This is a genomic window from Pusillimonas minor, assembly GCF_014237865.1.
In the GTDB taxonomy this organism is placed as follows: domain Bacteria; phylum Pseudomonadota; class Gammaproteobacteria; order Burkholderiales; family Burkholderiaceae_B; genus Neopusillimonas; species Neopusillimonas minor.
Map to the genome: position 1 here is coordinate 467,387 of NZ_JACJUU010000001.1, position 18,928 is coordinate 486,314.

Sequence of the window (18,928 nt, forward strand, 5' to 3'; positions counted from 1 at the left end):
CCATGCCGGTATTTTTCCTGGTTCTTCTTATAGTCATGACGATTCAGGACAAGGTATATGAGGTAGGTCGATCAACACAAACGCTCAACAAAGAGACTCGCGCACGCACGCTGGGAAGCGACCTGCTCGTTGTACGCAACGCACTGGCTGCTTACCGTCGGGACAACCCCGCCGAATTAGGCACGGTCAACCTCGCAGCGCTGGGCTTACCCAACTGGTTCACCCCTTCAGCGCAATTGCACGCTTTGATTGATTCGACCAATGCTTATGTCTATTACACACCGCGTGACGACAAGCCAGACTTGATGGCAATTCTGGGGACGGCCGTCCCCGCCAGCGCGGGCGTAGCACGCAACGGACAGTTGCAATCGCCCCACTCTCATTCTTCTATCCCTTTGCCCGCCGCCATACCGAATGGGAGCATTGTCTTGATGCTTTAGTCGGCTGGCACCGCGGGCGCGTTGCAGGACAACAGCGACATGACGCAAGCGGTCACTCTTTTTAAAACTGTCAAAGGCGTCACCCCGATCAAGGTGGGGCGCCGTATCCTAATTTCTGGCCTGTACTGGCAAGTATTGCCCGGCAGCCAGAATTACATGCAAGAAGCCAAGAAAATTGCGCGACGTGAACGCGAGCGCACCCAACAGGCGCTTGAGGTCGTATTACTTCGTCGCCATACGGATGTCGTACAAGCAGGTTTTGTCGTGCGCGGGGGCCGTGCCAAAAAAGGGACGGTCTCGCTGGCGGCGGTAGCGGCCGATAGTCTTGGCGCAACCTTTATTGCTGCTTTTGCATTGCCCGATGGCCGCTTCGCCTTAGCCGCTGCACTGCACAATGCCATCGTTCCCGACTCTGACGGCGTCTTCGATGCCCAAGAGGCCCAGCACAAAATCCAGGAGCTTTGGAACTCGCTCTCGGGTAGCGTCAGTGCAGGTGAGCTGGTTGTGTATGCGCCACCTGAACTTTGGGCCGACGCCAAGCCAGTTGAGCTTGCCGACCTCATTCCCAATATCCGGCGCAGCCACCGTCTTCGCCAACGCCTGACACTAAACAACCATAACCTCGTGACCTGGGTTGTCTGGGGTGTACTCCTCTTGGCCGCAGCCAGTGCCTGGGGACTTTGGGAGCATCACCAAGCGCGGCTTGCGCAAGAAAGAGCCCTTGCTCGCGCACAGGAGCTTGAACGCTTGCGCGGTCAAGTCGGGTTAAGCGCTTCGGATTTGTCCTTGATGCGTCCGTGGACCTCACAGCCTGCGGTACTGACCCTGGCGCAGCACTGTTCTGATGCCATCGGGCAAGTTCCTTTGACGCTCGATGGTTGGGTGCTGCTCAACGCCCAATGTTCGGCTAAAACCGCCAGTGCCTCATTCGCCCGAACAGACGGGCGCACGGTTCGCGGCTTTACTCAAGCGGCTCAGCGCTGGCGTACCGGCGTTGGCGTTCAGTTCTCCACTGACGGTGACCTGGGCACATTGGATTGGCCCATGGCCATGCCGGCAGGTGGCGACGACGCCTTGGCCCCACTCAACGTGCGAAGTGCTGCCTTTATGAGCTGGTGGCAAGAACGTCTGGTTCCTTTTGAGACCAGCACAACAACCTCCACGCTGGCACCGGGCTACGCCCCACCGCCAAACGTGCAAGACCCGAAACTGACTGCACCGCATTGGAAAACACTGCGCTGGTCAATCAAATCCACACCCCGTAACCCGACATCGCTTCTGGCTGATTTCAACTTGCCGGGCATTCGCCTGCAAGAAATTGGCTTGGCTTTTGGCGGCAATGGGGAATTGAACTGGACTTTAAAAGGTGAACTTTATGGCGAGTAAACATACCGCCCACTTACTGCTGGTTCTCTTTAGCAGTTTGTCCCTACCGACACTCGGTCATGCCCAGACCGACAAGCCGCCGGTAACCGTCAGCGACCTGGACGCCATCTTGCAAGAGGAGATTTTGCTTAAAGCCATGGCCAACAGAGCAAAGCAGCGTGCTGAACTGGGCCGCTTTGATAGCGCAGCGAAAACTGCCGACCTGACTAACCCCACTCTGCCGCAACTAGCATGGCGTCGCTCAACCGCTTCTGGCTGGTTAGCCAAGCTTTATCTGAACGACGGCTCATCAGTGATTGTCTCGCACGGTGAATTGCTGCCTGGCGGTTACGTCGTCGCCCAGATCAACGAGAACGGCGTCAAGCTCAAGCACAACGACGAGCTCATCGACCTGAGTGCCGCCAGTAGCGGCGCGCCCACACCAAGCCAGAACAGTGCGCCGGCGGCCATGATGCCGCCCTCTTTTGTACCTCCCCCACAAGGACGCTTGCCATGAATACGCTGGTGGATGCCGGTCTGAACGCATCAGAGACACTTGACCTTCCTGAACTCGACCGCCTGGTCCCTGAAACGCCCGAAGCGCTGACACAGAATCAGACTGACGCGCCAGATCGCCTGGTCCTTGTATCGGCCATCGACGATCATGATTACCATGCCGTGCCCGCAGTGCGCGCCAAAGCCGCGCTTACGGATGACGGCGTGCTTTACCTGACTGAAGACGCACGCAGCGACATGTTGGTGCGCAGTTACATCGCCAGCCTGGATCGGCGCAAAGCACTCTCAGAAGGCAAAATCGCTCCATATCACACGGTCTATGAAGTGCCATATTCTGAAATTCAGCGCTTGTACACGGCAGCGGCAGATCCAACGGCCACCGGTCTGGCGGGACTTCGGCGCACAGCTGAAGAGAGTTATGCCATTTCGATGATTTCCGAAGCGGCTAAAGAACAGGCCTCGGATATTTTCATTGAGGTCTATCCTGATAGCGCTGAAATCCATTATCGGATTGTGGGTGACATCGAGCGCCGCTTTTCCATGAAGCCAGAGCGCGCGAAACAGTTGGTGCGCACGATCTACGACTCAATGTCTGAAGCAACTGACCCGCATTACGACCCAACTCGGGATCAAAGCGGGCGCATTGCGAAACGTCATACCAGCGGCCTGGGTCTGCATCAGGTGCGAGTGTCGACCGGACCGACCGACGAAGAGCGCCCTTTCATGGCACTTCGGCTGCACTATGACCTGGGTGAACCTCGCTCTTTGGTCAAGCTCGGTTTTTCCCAAGCGCAGAACGACGCGATTAACGACGTGACCGCACACGCATCGGGTATCGCCCTTTTCAGTGGTCCGACCGGTTCGGGTAAATCTACCTCACTGGCAAACTTTATCGGGCTTCGCCAGAAGCTCGATGGTTGCCGTCGCAAGGTTATCGCGCTGGAGGACCCGCCAGAGATTCCAATTTACGGGGTTGTGCAAAAGGCGGTACTTCGCAAAGGGCTGGGACGCGAAGCAGAGGGCCAGGCTTGGATTGCCGGGTTTGAAACCCTCATGCGTTGGAACCCGGACTGGATCATCGCTGGTGAGCTTCGCCTTCGCGAAACCATGGACGCTGCCCTCAAAAGCGCGCTGACCAACCACCTGACCTGGGGCATGCTGCACGCAAGTTCAGCCACCTTGGTACCGACCCGCTTGCAAGAGGCCGGCATTGAAATGGGCTATTTAAGCGATCCGGAGATTTTCCGGCTTTTCGCTAACCAAAGCCTGGTGCCACAACTGTGCCCTCACTGCAGCGTCAGCTTTACCAAAGGCCAATCCGGCTTAGCCGAAGGGCTTGAACGTCGCATCAAAGCCCATTGCACCGCCGATACGGTTCGATTGCGTAACTACTCTGGATGCGATCACTGCTATCGCGGCGTCTTGCGTGTTCGCACCATCTGCGCCGAAGTGATGACAACGGATCACGCTCTACTCAGTAAGTTTCGACATGAGGGCGCGCAAGCCATGCGACGCTTTTGGGTTAGGGAGCGTGGCGGAATCACCAAAGCGGCCCACATGATCGAAAAGATTAACCAAGGTCTGATCGATCCGGCTGATGCCGAACGCATTGTTTCGCCTTTGGATGCCGATGCCCACCTCTGGGGAGATAGCACTTGAATGATCTAGTCCGATACTTGAACGCCAGAGCCAGACGCAAAGCCTTCAAACGTGAGCAGCGGATCGACTTTTACCGGGCCATGTATCTATATCAGCGTGCGGGAGCCAGGAAACTGGAAACCCTGCGCAAACTGGCCGATACCTTTGGCGCGCATCTATCGGCCGGGCAACGCATGGCTAATCGCATGGCGGCGCTACTAGGGGCCAAACGGCCCCCTTTTGTACCGACCATCGCCAAAGTGGCTCAAACCGGCATCTTGCACAGCAATTTACCGCTGTCTGAAGCCTTGCGTGAGTGGCTCCCTTCGGCCGAGTGCGCCATTCTGGCTGCGGGGGAATCATCTGGCAATTTGGCGCAGGCTTGCCAGATGGCTGGCAAGTTCGCCCGCCAGCAAGGCGGCATGTGGCGACAAATCATTGGCGCCTTTGCCTACCCATTGTTCTTGATCCTGGGGCTTATGGGTATTTTGTACATGATCGCTGGCGTTGTGCTACCCAGTATGGAGATCACCCGAACTGATACTTACAGCCCGTTAACGCAACTGACGATTTTTGCCGCCCAGTCGGTGCACGATTACTGGTTGTTAGCCATCACCGTGCCCATCCTGCTGGCCATCGGGATCACGTTATCTTTACCTCGATGGTGCGGTGGCTGGCGCACCAAAGCCGATCGCTTTGCACCGTGGTCGTTTTATCGGCGCATCCAGGGCGCGCTGTTTTTATATTCATTTGCTGTTCTTCAAAAAAGCGGCCTACCGCTTCAAGGTGCGCTGGCCATCCTGGCCAGCACCGCTACCCCGTACCTTAAATCCCGGATCAACGCGGCCATGTATGGCGTTCGTCAAGGCTACAACCTGGGCGAATCGTTTCGTCATGCGGGCCACGAGTTTCCGGATTGGGAGGCGCTACCGGTTCTAGAAAGTATGAGTTCCCAATCAGGCTTTGCAGATGCCCTGATCGAGTACGCCGAGAACTGGCTGGACGACACCACGTACTTCATCGAGAAGTATTCAAAACGCGCCAATAGCATCGGCACGGTTTGGGTGCTTTTGTGGATCGCCCTGCTCATGAGCACCATTTTTGAACTTATTTCAATGTCATTTCGCTAAAAAGGTTTCAACCATGAACTTGCTTCGCTTCATTCTTAAGCGCAAAACAACCGTCAACCCGCAACGCGGTATGTTCACTTTGCCCGCCATGGGCTCGATCGCCCTGGTAGCGCTGGCACTCGCGGCTACCTACGGGATCTATCGCTATATCACCAACAGCTACTCGGTCACGATCGAAAGCACCAATCTAATGTCGATCGTCAGTGGCGCCAAATCCCTCAAAACGAACGGCTCATACGCATCGGTAGATAACGCCGCACTGCAGCGTATTCGCGCTTTTGGGAACATGACCGGCGGCCAGTCAGGCGGCACCGTTCGAAATGGTTGGAGCGGCACCGTGGTCGTTTCGGGCACAGCCAGTCAACTGGAAATTCAGTACAACAGCATTCCCGCATCAGCCTGCGATCGCTTTCTGGCTCGCGCCACTGATAGCGGCGAGTTCGCTGCGCCACTGCCGACCTGCGCCGCAACGGGTAACTCAGATCTGACCTTTATCGCCTATTGACGCCATGTCTAGCTTGCATGACTTGCGATTTGTCGACCTTGTGCTTGGCACAGATTTTTGCGAAGCCAAGGTCGAAGGTCCTGACCTCACTGAGATGATGGATGTACAGGTCTCCCACGGCACCGATGTCGATGCTATCCGAACCAGGTGTTTAGAAGAGCATCTAAAGGCCTCGGAATTCACCCTGCAATATGAAACCCTACGCTTTCGGGTAACCACCATGAACCTGGAAGAGCAACCGGTGTGGTTCCTGTCTCGAATTGACGCGCAGGTTCGTCCATTGGCAGATCTTCCCGTCCCGAAAGACTTTGTTGAATTTATCGAACGCCCAAGGTTGCAAGGCCTGATTCTGGTAACTGGTGGCTTTGGGACAGGTAAAACCACCACTGCGGCCAGCCTATTTTGTCATCGCATTAGTCAGCTGGGCGGCTTGGGTATCGCACTGGAAGATCCAGCCGGTGAGGTACGCATGGCGGGCCGCTGCGGCCACGGGCGCGTTGTTCAAGTACCCGTTTCTGCCCAGACCGGCGGCTATCACGCTCCCTTGCAACATGTGCGCCGCTCACGCGCCGATTTTGTCTTGATCGGGGAGATTCGCGAAGCCAGAACGGCGATCGAGGCGCAGGACATTGCCAACACTGACATGCCGGTGATTGCCACAATGCACGCCTCTTCGGTCGAAGAGGCATTGGATAAGTATCAAACTTATCTGCGGGCTGATAAGGCCAGTAGCGCTGAAGCTAACGCAAGACTGGCGATGACCTTGGCGGGTGTCATTCATTTAACCAAGGATTACACCCGAGCCGCCTCGGGCGAGCCGTTTGCCCGCTACACCCCTCGATGCCTGCTTGTGGATCGTCACAATCCAATCAGTAGCGGGATCATCGGCAAGATCCGTGACGGCAACTTCATGGCACTGAACGACGATATTGCCTTTCAAGCTTCGCGACGGGTGCGCGGCTTTTGAACCTTAACCAAGAGATTGCCAGTATGACTCAATGCTCAAATTTGACGCGGGCATTATTTAACCGCATCACCCAACCTCAACCGCGCAACCAGGCCGGCTTTGGCATGGGTTCCATGCTGGCGGCCGTGGCTATTATGTTTCTCGTCTACCAGGGCTTTAGCGAGCCGCTTGCCCGATACCGGGCAACGCCACGCGTCAACGAAACGGCAGCCCACCTGGAGAAAGTGAGCCTGGCAGCCGCGCAATATGTTCAAGATAACTATGCGCCGCTAACCAGTACGCTGACCCTGAACGGTCCGGCAACCACTGTCACAACGACTGACCTGCGAGATACGGGCTATCTAAGTCAAGCGCTATCAGACCTGAACCCTTACTCTCAAGGGTATAGCTTGCGCATCCGTTACGTTACGCAAGGCGCAGGCGCCAATCAGCGAAATGTCCTTGAGCCGATGGTAATAACTGAGGGTGGGCAGCCGATTCCTGATAATGAGCTACTGCGTATCGCGGGCAAGCTCAAAGCCGGTGGCAGCATTAGATCAAGTGACCCCACCTTGGCCGTAGGCAATAACGGTGGGTGGCAGGTGCCGGTAAATGCTTTTGGTGTTAATCCAGGTGCTGGACATCTGGCCGTGGGCATGTTTTACAGCGATGCAGGCATGTTGGCGGATTACCTGTACCGAAACGCGGTACCGGGACGTCCTGAAGTCAACCAGATGAATACCGACATTGACATGGCGGGAAGCTCGATCCAGAACGCTGAAGTTGTCCAGACGGCCGAAGCGCACTTGACGCGAATCGTCACCCAAGCCACGGCTTGCAGTCCTGACGGGGCCATCGCCCGCAATGCGGCCGGCACACCCATGCTTTGCGAAAACGGCCTCTGGAATCAGAGCGCCACCTTGAACTGGGTCGATGGTGAGGGCCAACGCATGCAAATGACCGCTGCTAACGGTCAAACCATCTGGCTACAGAACCAGAACGGCAAGTATCGCTGGATGAACGGCACCTGGTCATCAGAGCTGGCCAGCGTCGATCAATCGGGCAATTTATCAGCTGCCGGTCGAGTCAAGTCTGGCGAATTCATGCAGATTGACGGTATCGCAGTCGAGGGACAAGCGTGCTCACCTAATGGCTTGATTGGTCGTGATGCTGCTGGCTTGATACTTTCTTGCCAATCCGGGATTTGGAGAAAACCTGAATCCATTTGGTCGCGTTCGGCCGCCACGTGCCCATATGGCACCGTCTATACCGGTGGCAGCTGCGTGGCTATATCAAGTTTTGCGCCGCCAGCGTCGTCCTATAGGTTCGGGGGACTCTATAACTGGATCAGCGGCTATTGGGGATCCCAATGCGGTACAGTAAACCCATTTACTGGCTATTGCTCATGCCCTTCTGGATATGTCGCATCACTGGTTAGCCAAATGGGTTCCGCCGATAGCTCTGGCAGTTTATATCTTTGTCGTTAGGCTAGCTGTATTTGTGCAGGCCTACAGCGAGGGTCGCTAGTTCCAAGACTCACACGCAAATCCATAATAAATCGTGTCCCATGGTGCAGCATAGTATCCGTAGCCAGCCGAAGTTTTGATGGCCCAATATCCGGCAGGGCATGAACATCTACCAGTTATCGCATGTGGAATTGCGCAACCTGAAGAATAAGGTCCGCCAATAGCCTCCATGAATGCTCCGCCGTAGCGCAATGCGCTTTTATCTTGTTTATCCCAAATCCCGGATTGGCAATCAAAAGGCACAAAGGGCTATCGCATAAGCGGTGGTTACGTAGTTAGACACCACTACATATTGGTTAGAGGCAGTTGGGTAACTTGCGAGAGGTGATTTGTCGTCTCCAAGCCATGTATAACTATGCCCACCAGACATAAGTCGTGTCCCTCCTGGGCAGGTCGCAACGGAACTATTCCCACCACTTACCACCGGCCCATTAACTACAAACCAATTTCCAGGAGGTCCCTTTGATTTTGTCCAAATCCCGGATTGGCAATTTGCTAACAGCTAATTGCTTGACAAGCAGTCGTAGTGAATCAGACCGTTATCACCAACTGATCCTGAGGACCAACGGTCATACGCCGAGTATCCAGCGGGACAAGAGCACCAGCCAGTGAATACATTTCCCGAGATGCACGAGTAACTGTAGTTATAGAAAAAATTTCCACCGTACTTATACCTAGCACCTTGCATTTTCCAAGCACCGGATTGGCAAAATGAGCGATTATGAAAGCGTCAATTTGATGCAACCGCACGTCCCTTGAGCCCATATGCTCCCCGGAGCATAAACCGCACAACCAGGGTAAGGATCGGGAGCAGTTACGTAGCTCCACGCCCATGCCTGGCTAAAGTTTACATAGCTACAGTAATAGCCTGTTTTGCCGAAGCTTTTCCACACCTCGGATTGGCAAAACAAACTACAGAATCATGAAGAAAAGAGTAGAACACGGTTGATTGCTGCTGATGTCGTACCAAACGGTACCCGACAAGTAGCTTCCGACCCCATTTTCTTGGGCCCAGAGTATGCAAAAAACATCGTAATGATATCCAGTCGGATAACCATAACTTGACCCATTAGACCGTTGTGTAAGTCCTCTGCTAACTTTTCCCCAGATACCGGATTGGCAAATTAGTCCCCTCGGCAGCACATATATATTGCGCCACCATATTCACCCACATCGCTGATGCGAAAACAGATGTCAGCACCCCGACCGATTCTGTATGGGTATCCGCTGTTTCCATTCCAGAACTGAAATGCATAACAGGTCGAGGACCACCATTGGCCGGGGCTCTGCTCCGTGTTCTTTTTCCACACCCCGGATTGGCAAATTAGCGTCTGGCGTAGCATTGAATGTGCTGCCAATCATTGCTTTGAATACCAATTGGAGTGTAGCCAGCTGGGCAAGAACAACTATATGTTATGGGATTTGGATACACGCAGTTCCCATAACTAATCGAGGCATATCCACCGCCGTACTTTACTAGGCCCGCACCTTGTTCTCGCCAGACACCGGATTGGCAAAAATGCCTCAAAACTTGCGACTTTTGCGTCAAAAAAGTATCAAGCTTCAGCCATGGGGTCCACGATCAGAACATCACAGGCTGGTGTATCGAGCAAAAACTCGTCAGGTGTCGGTAGTTTTCTCCCTTCACGAATTGCTAATAACAAGGCCCTGAGCAGCACATCTCGTGCCGCCGGCACAGCTTCTTCTATGGTTGCGCGATCAATACGCAGCCCCTGATCGAAATCAGGAAACGATAATGCAACTCCTGAAGCGGTGGCGGTGACGATGGCCGGGTACGGGACGATATCACGCATGACGGCTAAGCGAGCCTTGTTCCTATTGCCTTCTAGTTTATGCACCAGCCTGTTAGCCCGAAGGTGGGTGTAGCGCTTTAACATCGACACAGACTTATGACCAGAAATCGCAGCAATTTCCATCATGTCCAACGTCCCTAATTCAAAGAATCTGGATATGGCTTCATGCCTAAGGTCATGAAAATGCAGATCCTCGATCGACAATTTTTGCAGCATGAAACGCCAGGTCGATTTAATACCGTGTTTGGTGTAGGCAAAAATCTTCCCTTGGGATTTTGTCCCCATACGGGCGATAGCTTCTCTGGCCCTAGGGGACAACGGCACATCACGTTTTGATCCATTCTTGGTTTCGGGCAAATGCGCGACACGCGTGCGGGAATTTATATGCTCCCAGCGCAAACCCAGAATTTCGGACTGTCGCATGGCAGTGCTCAAGGCGATGACAACGATTGAATACAGTTCCGGGTTCGAATGCCCTGCAGCATAACGAAGTATCAACCGCTCCTCTCGGGCGGTTAGGCGTCGCTCTCGACCAGGCGGCGGCTTGGGCTTTCGGACATCAGCACACGGGTTGGGACTGGCCGTAAAGCCCCACTCAATTCGCGCCAAGTCAAAAAAGTTAGACAGCAGGGACATTTCAAGCCTGACGGTAGCCGGCGAAATCAGGCCGCCCGTTTTCGTATTGATCGACATCAAACGCGCGTCCCGGTAGCTGGCAATGTCAACGCTTGTTATTTCATGGACAAGCTTTGTGCCCAAATCAGACCGAACAAGCTGCGCGACGCGATAACGCTCTTGCTCGTAACCCTTTTTCAAGATGGACACCACACGTTGATAGTGCCTAAGGCCGTGGGCCAGGGTCACTGGATGCAAAGGCTGTTGTACAGAAGTCATATCCACTCTTCAAACCAATCAAAACCGAACTTATGGAGAACCCATATGAGTCAACCGAAATTATTAGCCGCTCGTATGCTGTTGCTTGCCAGCGCGCTGACCGCTGGCACTGTACATGCACAATCAGACAATGAGGCACTTTTTTCAGGTACGACGCGCTTGGCATGTGAAGCCCTGCTTTGCCTGTCATCCAGCGCAGGCGGTTCTATTGGCGCGTGCAGTCCGGCTTTGTCGCACTACTTCGGCATCAAGAAGCGCAAGTTTTCAGACACCTTAAGTGCGCGCCTGAGCTTCCTGCAGCAATGCCCCGTGGCAAGCCAAACCCCGGCCATGGCCTCCCTTGTACAGGCCATCTCGCAAGGCGCCGGCCGTTGTGACGCCGCCTCGCTGAATCAAGTCCTGCAAACCCTCAAGACGGACCGGCGAGGCCGCGATTACATAGAGATCGGCAATACCCAACCGGGGTACTGCAGCGCCTACACCGGTCACGCGTACACCGATCTGGACGCGACAACCCCAAAATACGTTGGAAAACCTGAAGATGGTGGTTATTGGGTTGAACCTGGACGATATGAAGCTGAGCTCGTCAAATACCAGGCCGCGCTGGAAGAAAAGAAGAAACGAGAGCGGGAACAGTACGACAGCGATTGGTGAGGTTACCCATGATCGAATTTATAGAGTTAGCAAAAACCTGCGCGCCAGACGTGCATGTCACCACCATCACGGCCATCGTTCGTCACGAATCAGGCTTTAACCCATTGGCTATTGGCGTTAACGGTAAACCTGGCAGGTCCATTTTCCCCAAATCTCGCCAGGAAGCAGTTGACGAGGTGCGAAAGCTACAGGCTAAAGGCGCGAGTTTTGATGCAGGCTACGGACAAATCAACAACGCCAACTGGAAATGGCTGGGCATCACACCCGAGAACGTCTTTGACCCCTGCACGAACCTGAAAGCCGCCCAACGCGTCCTGGTGCAGTGTTACGAAGGCGCCAGTAAAGCCCATCAGGGCCAAGCCGCCTTATATGCTGCACTTAGCTGCTACAACACGGGCAACTACACTTATGGGCTTAAAAATGGCTATGTGCGCAAAGTGCTTGCCGGGGCAGGCTTGAAGGTTCCAGCACTGACCAGCGCACCGTCGACGGCTTCGCCAAACACAAAGCCGCAAACCGCAGCGCCCGAACCCACCACAAACGCCCAACCCCAAACTGGGGATGCGTTTTCGCAGCCAAGGCCCGACGCATTTTCACAGCCCCGGCCGGATGCTTTCCAAGGTGCGCAACCGATCCGTCGATCGGTTGGCTCAATTCTTATCAACACCAACCACGTCCGATAGCCCGATACACAGGCTATCAGCACAACCCATTTCCTTTTTTCATTGAATCGGCCGATCGACCTGTGTCATCGGCCTTACCCCCTATTGAGGCATTTATGTACACCACCATGACCGCAACACATTGCACCAACAAACACTTTGACCTGTCACCCGCAACAATGCTCAAGGTACTCGTTCTTCTTGGCCTGGCCGCGCTGCTACTCATCTTGCCCGAGCTTAGCTGGGCGCAAACGTCGGGTGGGCTAACTCGAACCACTAGCACTATGGAAAAGCTTCGCGACTGGCTTTGGCTGATCATCCCTGTTGTTTGTCTGATCGCAGGCGGGTTGCTGGGCGCAGCCTACAGCATGGACTTGATCCGCAAAGACACACTCTACATGTGGACGGGCGGCGTGATTTTCGCAGGCCTGGTTGCCGGCGGCGTAATTGAACTGGTGTTCTGATGGCTGCGCCCAAGCCACAAGTACAGAACACCGACACTCACAACACTCCCGTTTCAGCAATCCCCGAGCATCATGTACGTCTCTTTAAAGGGGCGACTCGGGTTGCCACGATTAAAGGCGGGGTCCCCGCCCGCCCCTTCGTCATCATGATGTGCATTGTCGGTTTTCTGGCCATGTTCACGATTTGGCTATTGCTGCTCATACCCGTCCTCTACCCCATCATGGCCATCATCAGTCGCCACGACGATCGCGCCTTTTGGACGCTGGAACTATGGGTTCGCACCAAATTGTTCGCGGCGAACAAGCGCTTTTGGAACGCCATTTCATTCACACCCACGCCGTATCACCGCCGTCGCGCCTGGTGCCGGCAAAGGGAAGACTCAGACATATGAATCATCCTGCAGACCTTCAGCGCCCGATCTATGAACCCGGGCTCGCCAAGCATGTGCCCTACTCCCACCACGTCACGCCGACAATCATTTCGACAAAGTCTATGGAGTACCTTTCCGTGTGGCGTATTGGTGGACGCACATTTGAAGGCTTTTCCCAGGCGCAAATGGCGGCCTGGCGCGAAGAGCTAAACAACGTGCTACGCGGCTTTCCAAACGGAATTGGCCTATATACCCACCTTATTCGTCGTCGCGCCATGGAGTACCCGCAAAGCGACTATCCGGACTGGTTCTCGCGCGAGCACGATGCGGCCTATCGGCGCATGTTCGAAGGCAAACCACCCATGGTCAACGACCTATATTTGACGGTGAGCCTGCGCATGATGGTGGACTCCTCCATGAAGTTCTTTTCTCGCATGGAGCGCCGATCGGCCAAAGACATCGAGGCCTGGCAGACCAAGGCGATCGAGCAACTGGACGACATCAACCGTAAGCTTCAAAGTAGTTTGAAGCGCTATTCGGGTGAACTGCTTGAGATCGTTGAACGCGGTAATGGTCGATTTTCTGAGCCTGCCGAGTTCCTGGGCCTGTTGCTCAATGGCCAGAAGCAAGCCGTCCCGGTGCTCGAATCACGCTTATGCAATTACCTGCCGGCAGCCCGACCGCTCTTTTCTTTGCATGGCGCACAAGGCGAGCTGCGCGGTACAGACTTCACACGCCGCTTCACGATGATCGAGGTCAGGGACTATCCATCCAGCAACCCTCCCGGGCACCTCAATGATCTGCTCACCTTGCCATTTGAATTCATCCTCACCCAGTCCTTTTGCGCGATGTCTCGCGCCGAGGGCCGTGCCGCACTGGTTCGGCAGCGCCGTTGGCTAAGCGACTCCGGCGACGACTCCAAAACTCAGATCGCCGAAATTGGATTGGCGCTCGATGACCTGGCTGCGGGCAAAATGATTATGGGAGATCACCATGCCACGATGATGATTTTTGGTGAAACGAGTGATGAAACGTTGCGCTATGCCGCTGATGCCATTGGGGTCTTAAGCGACAACATGATCATCGCGCGGCCGGTGGATCGTGCACTGGTGGCTGCGTGGCGAGCGCAGTTGCCCTGCAATTGGTATTGGCGCCCTAGGCCCGCCGCGATCTCCTCGCTCAATTTCCTCAGTTTTTCAGGCCTGCACAACTACCTGTTTGGCAAGCCCAATGAAAACCCCTGGGGGCCAGCGGTCACCATGCTCAAAACCAATAGTGGAACGCCTTACTTTTTCAATTTTCATACGTCGCTGGCAGAAACGGATGAAACTGGGGCAAGACGACTGGGCAACACCATGCTCATCGGGCAGTCCGGCACGGGCAAAACAGTGCTTCTGGGACACTTAATTACACAAGCCAGAAAGTTCAACTACACCTGCGCCGTATTTGATAAAGACCGGGGGATGCAGGTGGCGGTGCAGGCCATGGGCGGCAAGTATTTTGCTCTGCAGTTGGGTACACCCACGGGTTGGAACTACCTGCAACTGACGCCCAACGAGCGCAACATTGCCTTCATGCGCAAACTGACCACGCTATTGGCCAGTAACGAGGGCAAAGAAGCGTCCCTGTACGACCAACGCGCCATAACTCAAGCGATCGACCAGCTCACCAAGTTTGTTGATCATGCAGACCGGCGACTCTCGACGTTGTTGCAGTTTTTGCCCTCGGCAGCTTCTCAGGACGGCACGTCGCTAAGTTTGAGAGAACGACTGGAACGCTGGTGTGCCGGTCACGAAAACGGTTGGGTCTTTGACAACCCTTCAGACGAACTGGATTTATCGCACCACGATCTATTTGGCTTTGACCTGACAGAGTTTCTCGAAGCGGGGCCGATTCGTGACGCCGCACTCACGTACCTGATCTTTAGAACCGAATCGATGATTGACGGCCGACGTTTTGCCTACGTGTTTGACGAAGTTCAGCACCCGCTCAAGGTGCCCTACTTCCAAGACATAATGCAAAACAAGTCACGCACGATCCGAAAACAAAACGGCGTCTTTATCTTTGCCACCCAGGAGCCCGGTGCCATTTTGGACAACCCGGTGGGCAAATCGTTGGTTCAGCAGTCAGCGACCTGCGTGTACTTGCCAAACACCAAGGCAACGGCCGAAGAGTACATCGACGGTTTCAAGCTCAACCAGGCCGAGTTCGACCTGATTAAAAACCTGGGCGAATTCAGTCGTCGCTTTGTCGTCAAGCAAGGCGAAGCCATCGTCACGGCTCAACTGGACTTATCAACCTGCCCCGACGCCCTGCTTGTTTTCTCCGGCTCGGAAGACATGGCACTTCTGGCCGAGGCAGCACGCGCCGAATGCGGCAACAACCCACAAGACTGGCTACCCATCTACTTCGAGAAAGTACGGGCAATCAGTAAAAAAACCTGAGGTAATGAAAATGAAAGCTTTTAAATATTTTGGAAATATTGGAATTGCCTTACTGGCCTTTATTGGAGGCAATGCCTACGCACAAATTCCAGTAACGGACACCGCCAGCATTAGTGCGCGGGCGCTACAACATGCAGAATCTCTGGCCAAGTACCTGGAACAAATCGCAACACTCAAAGCGCAACTTGAAAGCGCTAACCGTCAATACCAAGCACTGACCGGCACGCGTAATTTGGGGGATCTGCTCAACAACCCAGCCATTCGTCGTTCGCTACCCGATGACGTTCAAGCTGTCCTTCGTTCTGGCGAGAATTCTGCAGGTTCCATCGCCCATTCGATCGAACGCATACAAGGCGAAGAGCGGTTAAGTGGCGATTTTTCAGTCGACAACCAAGCGCTCACCCGGCGTGTAGAGAACTTGGGTGTGCGAAGCAAAGCGCTTTTAGAACAGGCCCAGGCCGGGACATTAGCGCGCCTTAACCAGGTCGACCAACTACAAGCCCAGATAAATCTGGCGACTGACCCTAAAGCCATCGCGGACTTACAGGCGCGTTTACAAGTGGAACAGGCCAACATCATGGCCGACCAAATGCGGGCCGACCTGTTAAGCCGGCAGATTGAGGCAGAGAAAGCTTTGATCGAGCGGCAAGCTGCACAGCTATCAAAAGAGTCGTCATTTAGTGTAGAAGCCATTCGAGCGCCGATTCCAAACATTCGATAAGTGAAGTCGCGCTCAGGCTGATTAAGCGACCAGCGCAACTTTTGACTAGCAAATTTCAGCGATCCAGCCCGGTCGCTTTGGCCGGGCGCTACACCTTCCCCAGGACTTCTCTATATGGACACCACGCCATCCATCGCCCTAACCAGTCTTGGCAATATCGTTCAGTGGCTGGATCAAATGATCAACCAAATGCTCTTATCGAGCGTGGCAGGCAATCTTGAACGCGTCATCAGCGCAATTTGGCTACCACTGGAAATCGCTGTTGCCATTAGCCTGATGATTTACGGGGTTATGGTGGCAACACAACAAATCCCGACGCCATTTGGCAAAGCGCTTATCAATATTTTCAGGATTGTCTTTGTGGTGGCAATCATTGAGGCTGGCGGGTTCTACCAGACTCAAATCATGGGCGCAATGCTGGCACTACCGGATGAATTACTACAGATCATGACTGGTGGTCCAGGTAATGTAAGAGATGTACTGGCCGAATTTCATAATGCGGGACTTGAAACTGCGACAAATATCGGCGATCGCTCCCCAAGTGTTTTGGGCGATATGTTCCGAGCCGTGGTTTTTGCGACGGTTTCGATCATTATCGTTGTGTTGTACACCCTGGTCACGATTGTTGGTCTAGTTCTAATGACGGTCGCTAAAGTTGGCATGGCGTTAGTCGTCATGCTTGGCCCATTCTTTATCGCAGCCTACTTGTTTGAGCCGACTAAGAAATTTTTTAACCAGTGGGTAGAACAAGCTCTGTATTTTGCGTTCTATGGCTTGGTCTTCACCATGGTCTTCAGCCTAGTTATGGGCATGCTCAGTTATATCCAGCGCATCATCACAACGATGGTTAGCGCAGATGTCATTAACGTGTTTCAGATTCTTGGGGTCCTCCTATTGGTATCGTTTGTCGCAATCACGCTCCTAAAGCTTCCCGCGGTGATTGTTGAAAAAGTTACGGGTGGAAGAGGGATTGAGATGCCAATTCTTGGCAAACTTTAAATTTCAAACCACTGTACAGCCAGCCAGTTTTACTGGTACAGTTAGTGAACATTTTTCATAACGATCTGTCCTAATGGCGGAGTTTATTATGAGCGACACGTTCAAACCATTTTGGCCCAAAGACGCTCAGAAGAACGAGCTAACCGGCCTAGGCGACAACCCTAAGCGCATTGACTTGGGGAAGCCTGACGCAGCTGCTGCCGAGCTATCAGAAACACTGCAAACCATTGCAACCAACAGTCTGTTCACGCGACTAATGCTTTGGGGCTCTCGAAGTGCCTCTTTCGCCCTAGTTTGGATTGTTCGTCCCTTAGTCTGGTGGCCACTCAAAGCCCTGTTTCACGCGATCATTTGGACAAACACTCCGAATGAAAATTCGCGTCGGAACCAAAAAGAATTAGAGAGAAGGTGGGAAATCCAGCGGCGAGACGAAGACAGTCGCCGCTACAACTAAGCTGTATTTGCACCAGGCGCGACACCTGCTAGCTGTTTTGGCCTAAAACCCAGAAAGTACATTGCTTCGCAACTATGAATCGCAAATTCTTCTTATTGCTCTCGCATCGTATCAAGGCGACGTTAACGGCTTTGGACTCTGCTAATACAGCATCGCAAGTTAAGTACCGTTGGCAAAACGTTGTGGCGGTTTTACAAAGGCTCTAGCCGTCAGTACTTATTAATCTGACACGGTGGGACAAGCTGATCACTCAACCTGCCGCCCCACCGAACACTAATTCGATATTTTTGACAAGTCCTCTGCAGTGGCCTAGCCACTGACTTCATTTGTCGCGCCCGCGACAAGCCCCCTTCCCTTAAACGTATATCAGCCCTGCCCTTTAGCTCAAACGGCGGGCTTTTTTACGTTTGCATTTTCATTTCCAGGAAATACCATGTCATCCGAAGATCCAAAGCTGTCGCTTGACGACGAGCTGGCCCGTGCACGCGGCCAGGAACGTGACCTCTTAGCTGAAATCCTTAAATCTCGTAGAACCGCATGGCGAGTTGCAATCGGTGCCAGCACGTTGGCCCTAGCCAGCGTAGTCGCTGTGGCAGGGTTAACGCCACTGAAGGCAGCGCCCGAACTACATGTTGTGCGCGTTGATAACGCAACCGGGATGATCGAGAACATCACCAGCCTGGCCGATCCTAAAGAAGACTACGGCGAACGCATTGCCCGATTCTTTATTCACCAGTACATCCTGGCTTGCGAGAGCTATGACTGGTACACCATCCAAAGCAACTACGATCGTTGCGCCCTCTTTAGCGACCCGACAGTGCAACGCGCCTATTACGCAAAGTTCAAAGGCGATAAAGCCCTTGACCAACTGTACGGTAACCACACTCGGGTTCGAGTCAATGTGCGATCAATCACGCTCGGGCCAAATCAAAGTGCCACCGTGCGGTTCACGCGCCGTCTGGAAAACAATCTAAACCAGGCCAGCGGGCCTGATGAGCACCTGTTGGCCACCTTAGCCTACGGCTATATCAATGCTGACTTGTCCGAGGCCGTGGGTCGAGAAAACCCGCTTGGCTTTCAAGTGCTCAGCTACACGACAGACGTTGAGGTGGGTGGCAAATGACCTGGCTCGGCATATTTGAATGGCTCGGCGCCCTACTTGGGCTTGCCGGTGCGGCCCTACTGGCCGCAAACCATCGACTTTCAGGCTGGGGTTTCCTGGCCTTTCTTTTGTCTAACGGTTGCTGGATCGCCTATGCGCTTATGACAAGCGCCTACGGCCTGATCGCCATGCAAGCCGGATATATCGTCATCAGCGCGATCGGCCTTTGCCGTTGGCTGCTGATTCCTGCCTTGCCCCCCTCCTCCAGAAAACAATAAGGAGA

Annotated in this window: 19 protein-coding genes; 18 read left to right on the forward strand and 1 reads right to left on the reverse strand. The window is 54.0% G+C overall.

The features are described from left to right. Positions 1–2 precede the first annotated feature (2 nt). Genes pilM through pilV form a run of 8 tightly spaced genes read left to right on the forward strand, consistent with a single transcriptional unit; the run spans position 3 to position 8,027 of the window. Positions 3–440, forward strand: coding sequence for a type IV pilus biogenesis protein PilM (gene pilM, locus GTU67_RS02390; RefSeq protein WP_185778570.1), 438 nt, complete (start codon positions 3–5; stop codon positions 438–440). 39 nt (positions 441–479) lie between these two features. Then, on the forward strand, positions 480–1,826 hold the full coding sequence (pilO2, locus tag GTU67_RS02395; protein WP_185778571.1) for a type 4b pilus protein PilO2: 1,347 nt from the start codon (positions 480–482) through the stop codon (positions 1,824–1,826). Beyond that, a complete protein-coding gene (gene pilP, locus GTU67_RS02400; RefSeq protein WP_185778572.1) occupies positions 1,816–2,322 on the forward strand; it encodes a type IV pilus biogenesis protein PilP in 507 nt (168 codons plus the stop codon). Before pilO2 ends, pilP begins: the two co-directional genes overlap by 11 nt. Beyond that, positions 2,319–3,980, forward strand: a complete 1,662-nt coding sequence (locus GTU67_RS02405; RefSeq protein WP_185778573.1) for an ATPase, T2SS/T4P/T4SS family — start codon at positions 2,319–2,321, stop codon at positions 3,978–3,980. Before pilP ends, GTU67_RS02405 begins: the two co-directional genes overlap by 4 nt. Beyond that, entirely contained in the window at positions 3,977–5,089 is a 1,113-nt protein-coding gene (locus tag GTU67_RS02410) for a type II secretion system F family protein (protein ID WP_185778574.1), read from the forward strand. Before GTU67_RS02405 ends, GTU67_RS02410 begins: the two co-directional genes overlap by 4 nt. A 13-nt stretch (positions 5,090–5,102) precedes the next feature. Then, on the forward strand, positions 5,103–5,594 hold the full coding sequence (locus GTU67_RS02415; RefSeq protein ID WP_249417485.1) for a type 4 pilus major pilin: 492 nt from the start codon (positions 5,103–5,105) through the stop codon (positions 5,592–5,594). A gap of 4 nt (positions 5,595–5,598) precedes the next feature. Then, positions 5,599–6,561 carry an ATPase, T2SS/T4P/T4SS family gene (locus GTU67_RS02420; protein ID WP_185778575.1) on the forward strand — a complete coding sequence of 321 codons (963 nt, stop codon included), beginning with the start codon at positions 5,599–5,601 and terminating at the stop codon, positions 6,559–6,561. A 23-nt stretch (positions 6,562–6,584) separates the two neighbouring features. Continuing rightward, positions 6,585–8,027, forward strand: a complete 1,443-nt coding sequence (pilV, locus tag GTU67_RS02425; protein ID WP_185778576.1) for a shufflon system plasmid conjugative transfer pilus tip adhesin PilV — start codon at positions 6,585–6,587, stop codon at positions 8,025–8,027. Between the two features lie 1,595 nt (positions 8,028–9,622). Here pilV and GTU67_RS02430 read toward each other — a convergent pair. Further along, positions 9,623–10,774 (reverse strand): site-specific integrase, encoded by a 1,152-nt coding sequence (locus GTU67_RS02430; RefSeq protein WP_185778577.1) that lies wholly within the window; start codon positions 10,772–10,774, stop codon positions 9,623–9,625. Positions 10,775–10,819: 45 nt separating this feature from the next. Between GTU67_RS02430 and GTU67_RS02435 the strand changes: the two genes are divergently transcribed. From GTU67_RS02435 to GTU67_RS02480, 10 genes are all read left to right on the forward strand, one after another. After that, positions 10,820–11,428 carry a TrbM/KikA/MpfK family conjugal transfer protein gene (locus GTU67_RS02435; RefSeq protein WP_249417487.1) on the forward strand — a complete coding sequence of 203 codons (609 nt, stop codon included), beginning with the start codon at positions 10,820–10,822 and terminating at the stop codon, positions 11,426–11,428. Between the two features lie 8 nt (positions 11,429–11,436). Beyond that, on the forward strand, positions 11,437–12,111 hold the full coding sequence (locus GTU67_RS02440) for a lytic transglycosylase domain-containing protein (protein ID WP_185778578.1): 675 nt from the start codon (positions 11,437–11,439) through the stop codon (positions 12,109–12,111). 107 nt (positions 12,112–12,218) lie between these two features. Beyond that, positions 12,219–12,554: a TrbC/VirB2 family protein gene (locus tag GTU67_RS02445; protein ID WP_249417490.1), complete on the forward strand. Its 336-nt coding sequence runs from the start codon at positions 12,219–12,221 to the stop codon at positions 12,552–12,554. Then, positions 12,554–12,946, forward strand: coding sequence for a VirB3 family type IV secretion system protein (locus GTU67_RS02450; RefSeq protein ID WP_185778579.1), 393 nt, complete (start codon positions 12,554–12,556; stop codon positions 12,944–12,946). Before GTU67_RS02445 ends, GTU67_RS02450 begins: the two co-directional genes overlap by 1 nt. Further along, positions 12,943–15,369 carry a VirB4 family type IV secretion/conjugal transfer ATPase gene (locus GTU67_RS02455; RefSeq protein ID WP_185778580.1) on the forward strand — a complete coding sequence of 809 codons (2,427 nt, stop codon included), beginning with the start codon at positions 12,943–12,945 and terminating at the stop codon, positions 15,367–15,369. Before GTU67_RS02450 ends, GTU67_RS02455 begins: the two co-directional genes overlap by 4 nt. 10 nt (positions 15,370–15,379) lie before the next feature. Beyond that, complete coding sequence (gene virB5 / locus GTU67_RS02460) at positions 15,380–16,090, forward strand: P-type DNA transfer protein VirB5 (protein ID WP_185778581.1); 711 nt, start codon at positions 15,380–15,382, stop codon at positions 16,088–16,090. 114 nt (positions 16,091–16,204) lie between these two features. Then, entirely contained in the window at positions 16,205–17,089 is an 885-nt protein-coding gene (locus GTU67_RS02465; protein WP_185778582.1) for a TrbL/VirB6 family protein, read from the forward strand. A gap of 88 nt (positions 17,090–17,177) precedes the next feature. After that, positions 17,178–17,543, forward strand: a complete 366-nt coding sequence (locus GTU67_RS02470; RefSeq protein ID WP_185778583.1) for a hypothetical protein — start codon at positions 17,178–17,180, stop codon at positions 17,541–17,543. Positions 17,544–17,976: 433 nt separating this feature from the next. Beyond that, positions 17,977–18,666 carry a VirB8 family type IV secretion system protein gene (locus tag GTU67_RS02475; protein WP_185778584.1) on the forward strand — a complete coding sequence of 230 codons (690 nt, stop codon included), beginning with the start codon at positions 17,977–17,979 and terminating at the stop codon, positions 18,664–18,666. Beyond that, complete coding sequence (locus GTU67_RS02480; protein WP_185778585.1) at positions 18,663–18,923, forward strand: hypothetical protein; 261 nt, start codon at positions 18,663–18,665, stop codon at positions 18,921–18,923. The genes GTU67_RS02475 and GTU67_RS02480 overlap by 4 nt, the downstream gene beginning before the upstream one ends. Positions 18,924–18,928 lie beyond the last annotated feature (5 nt).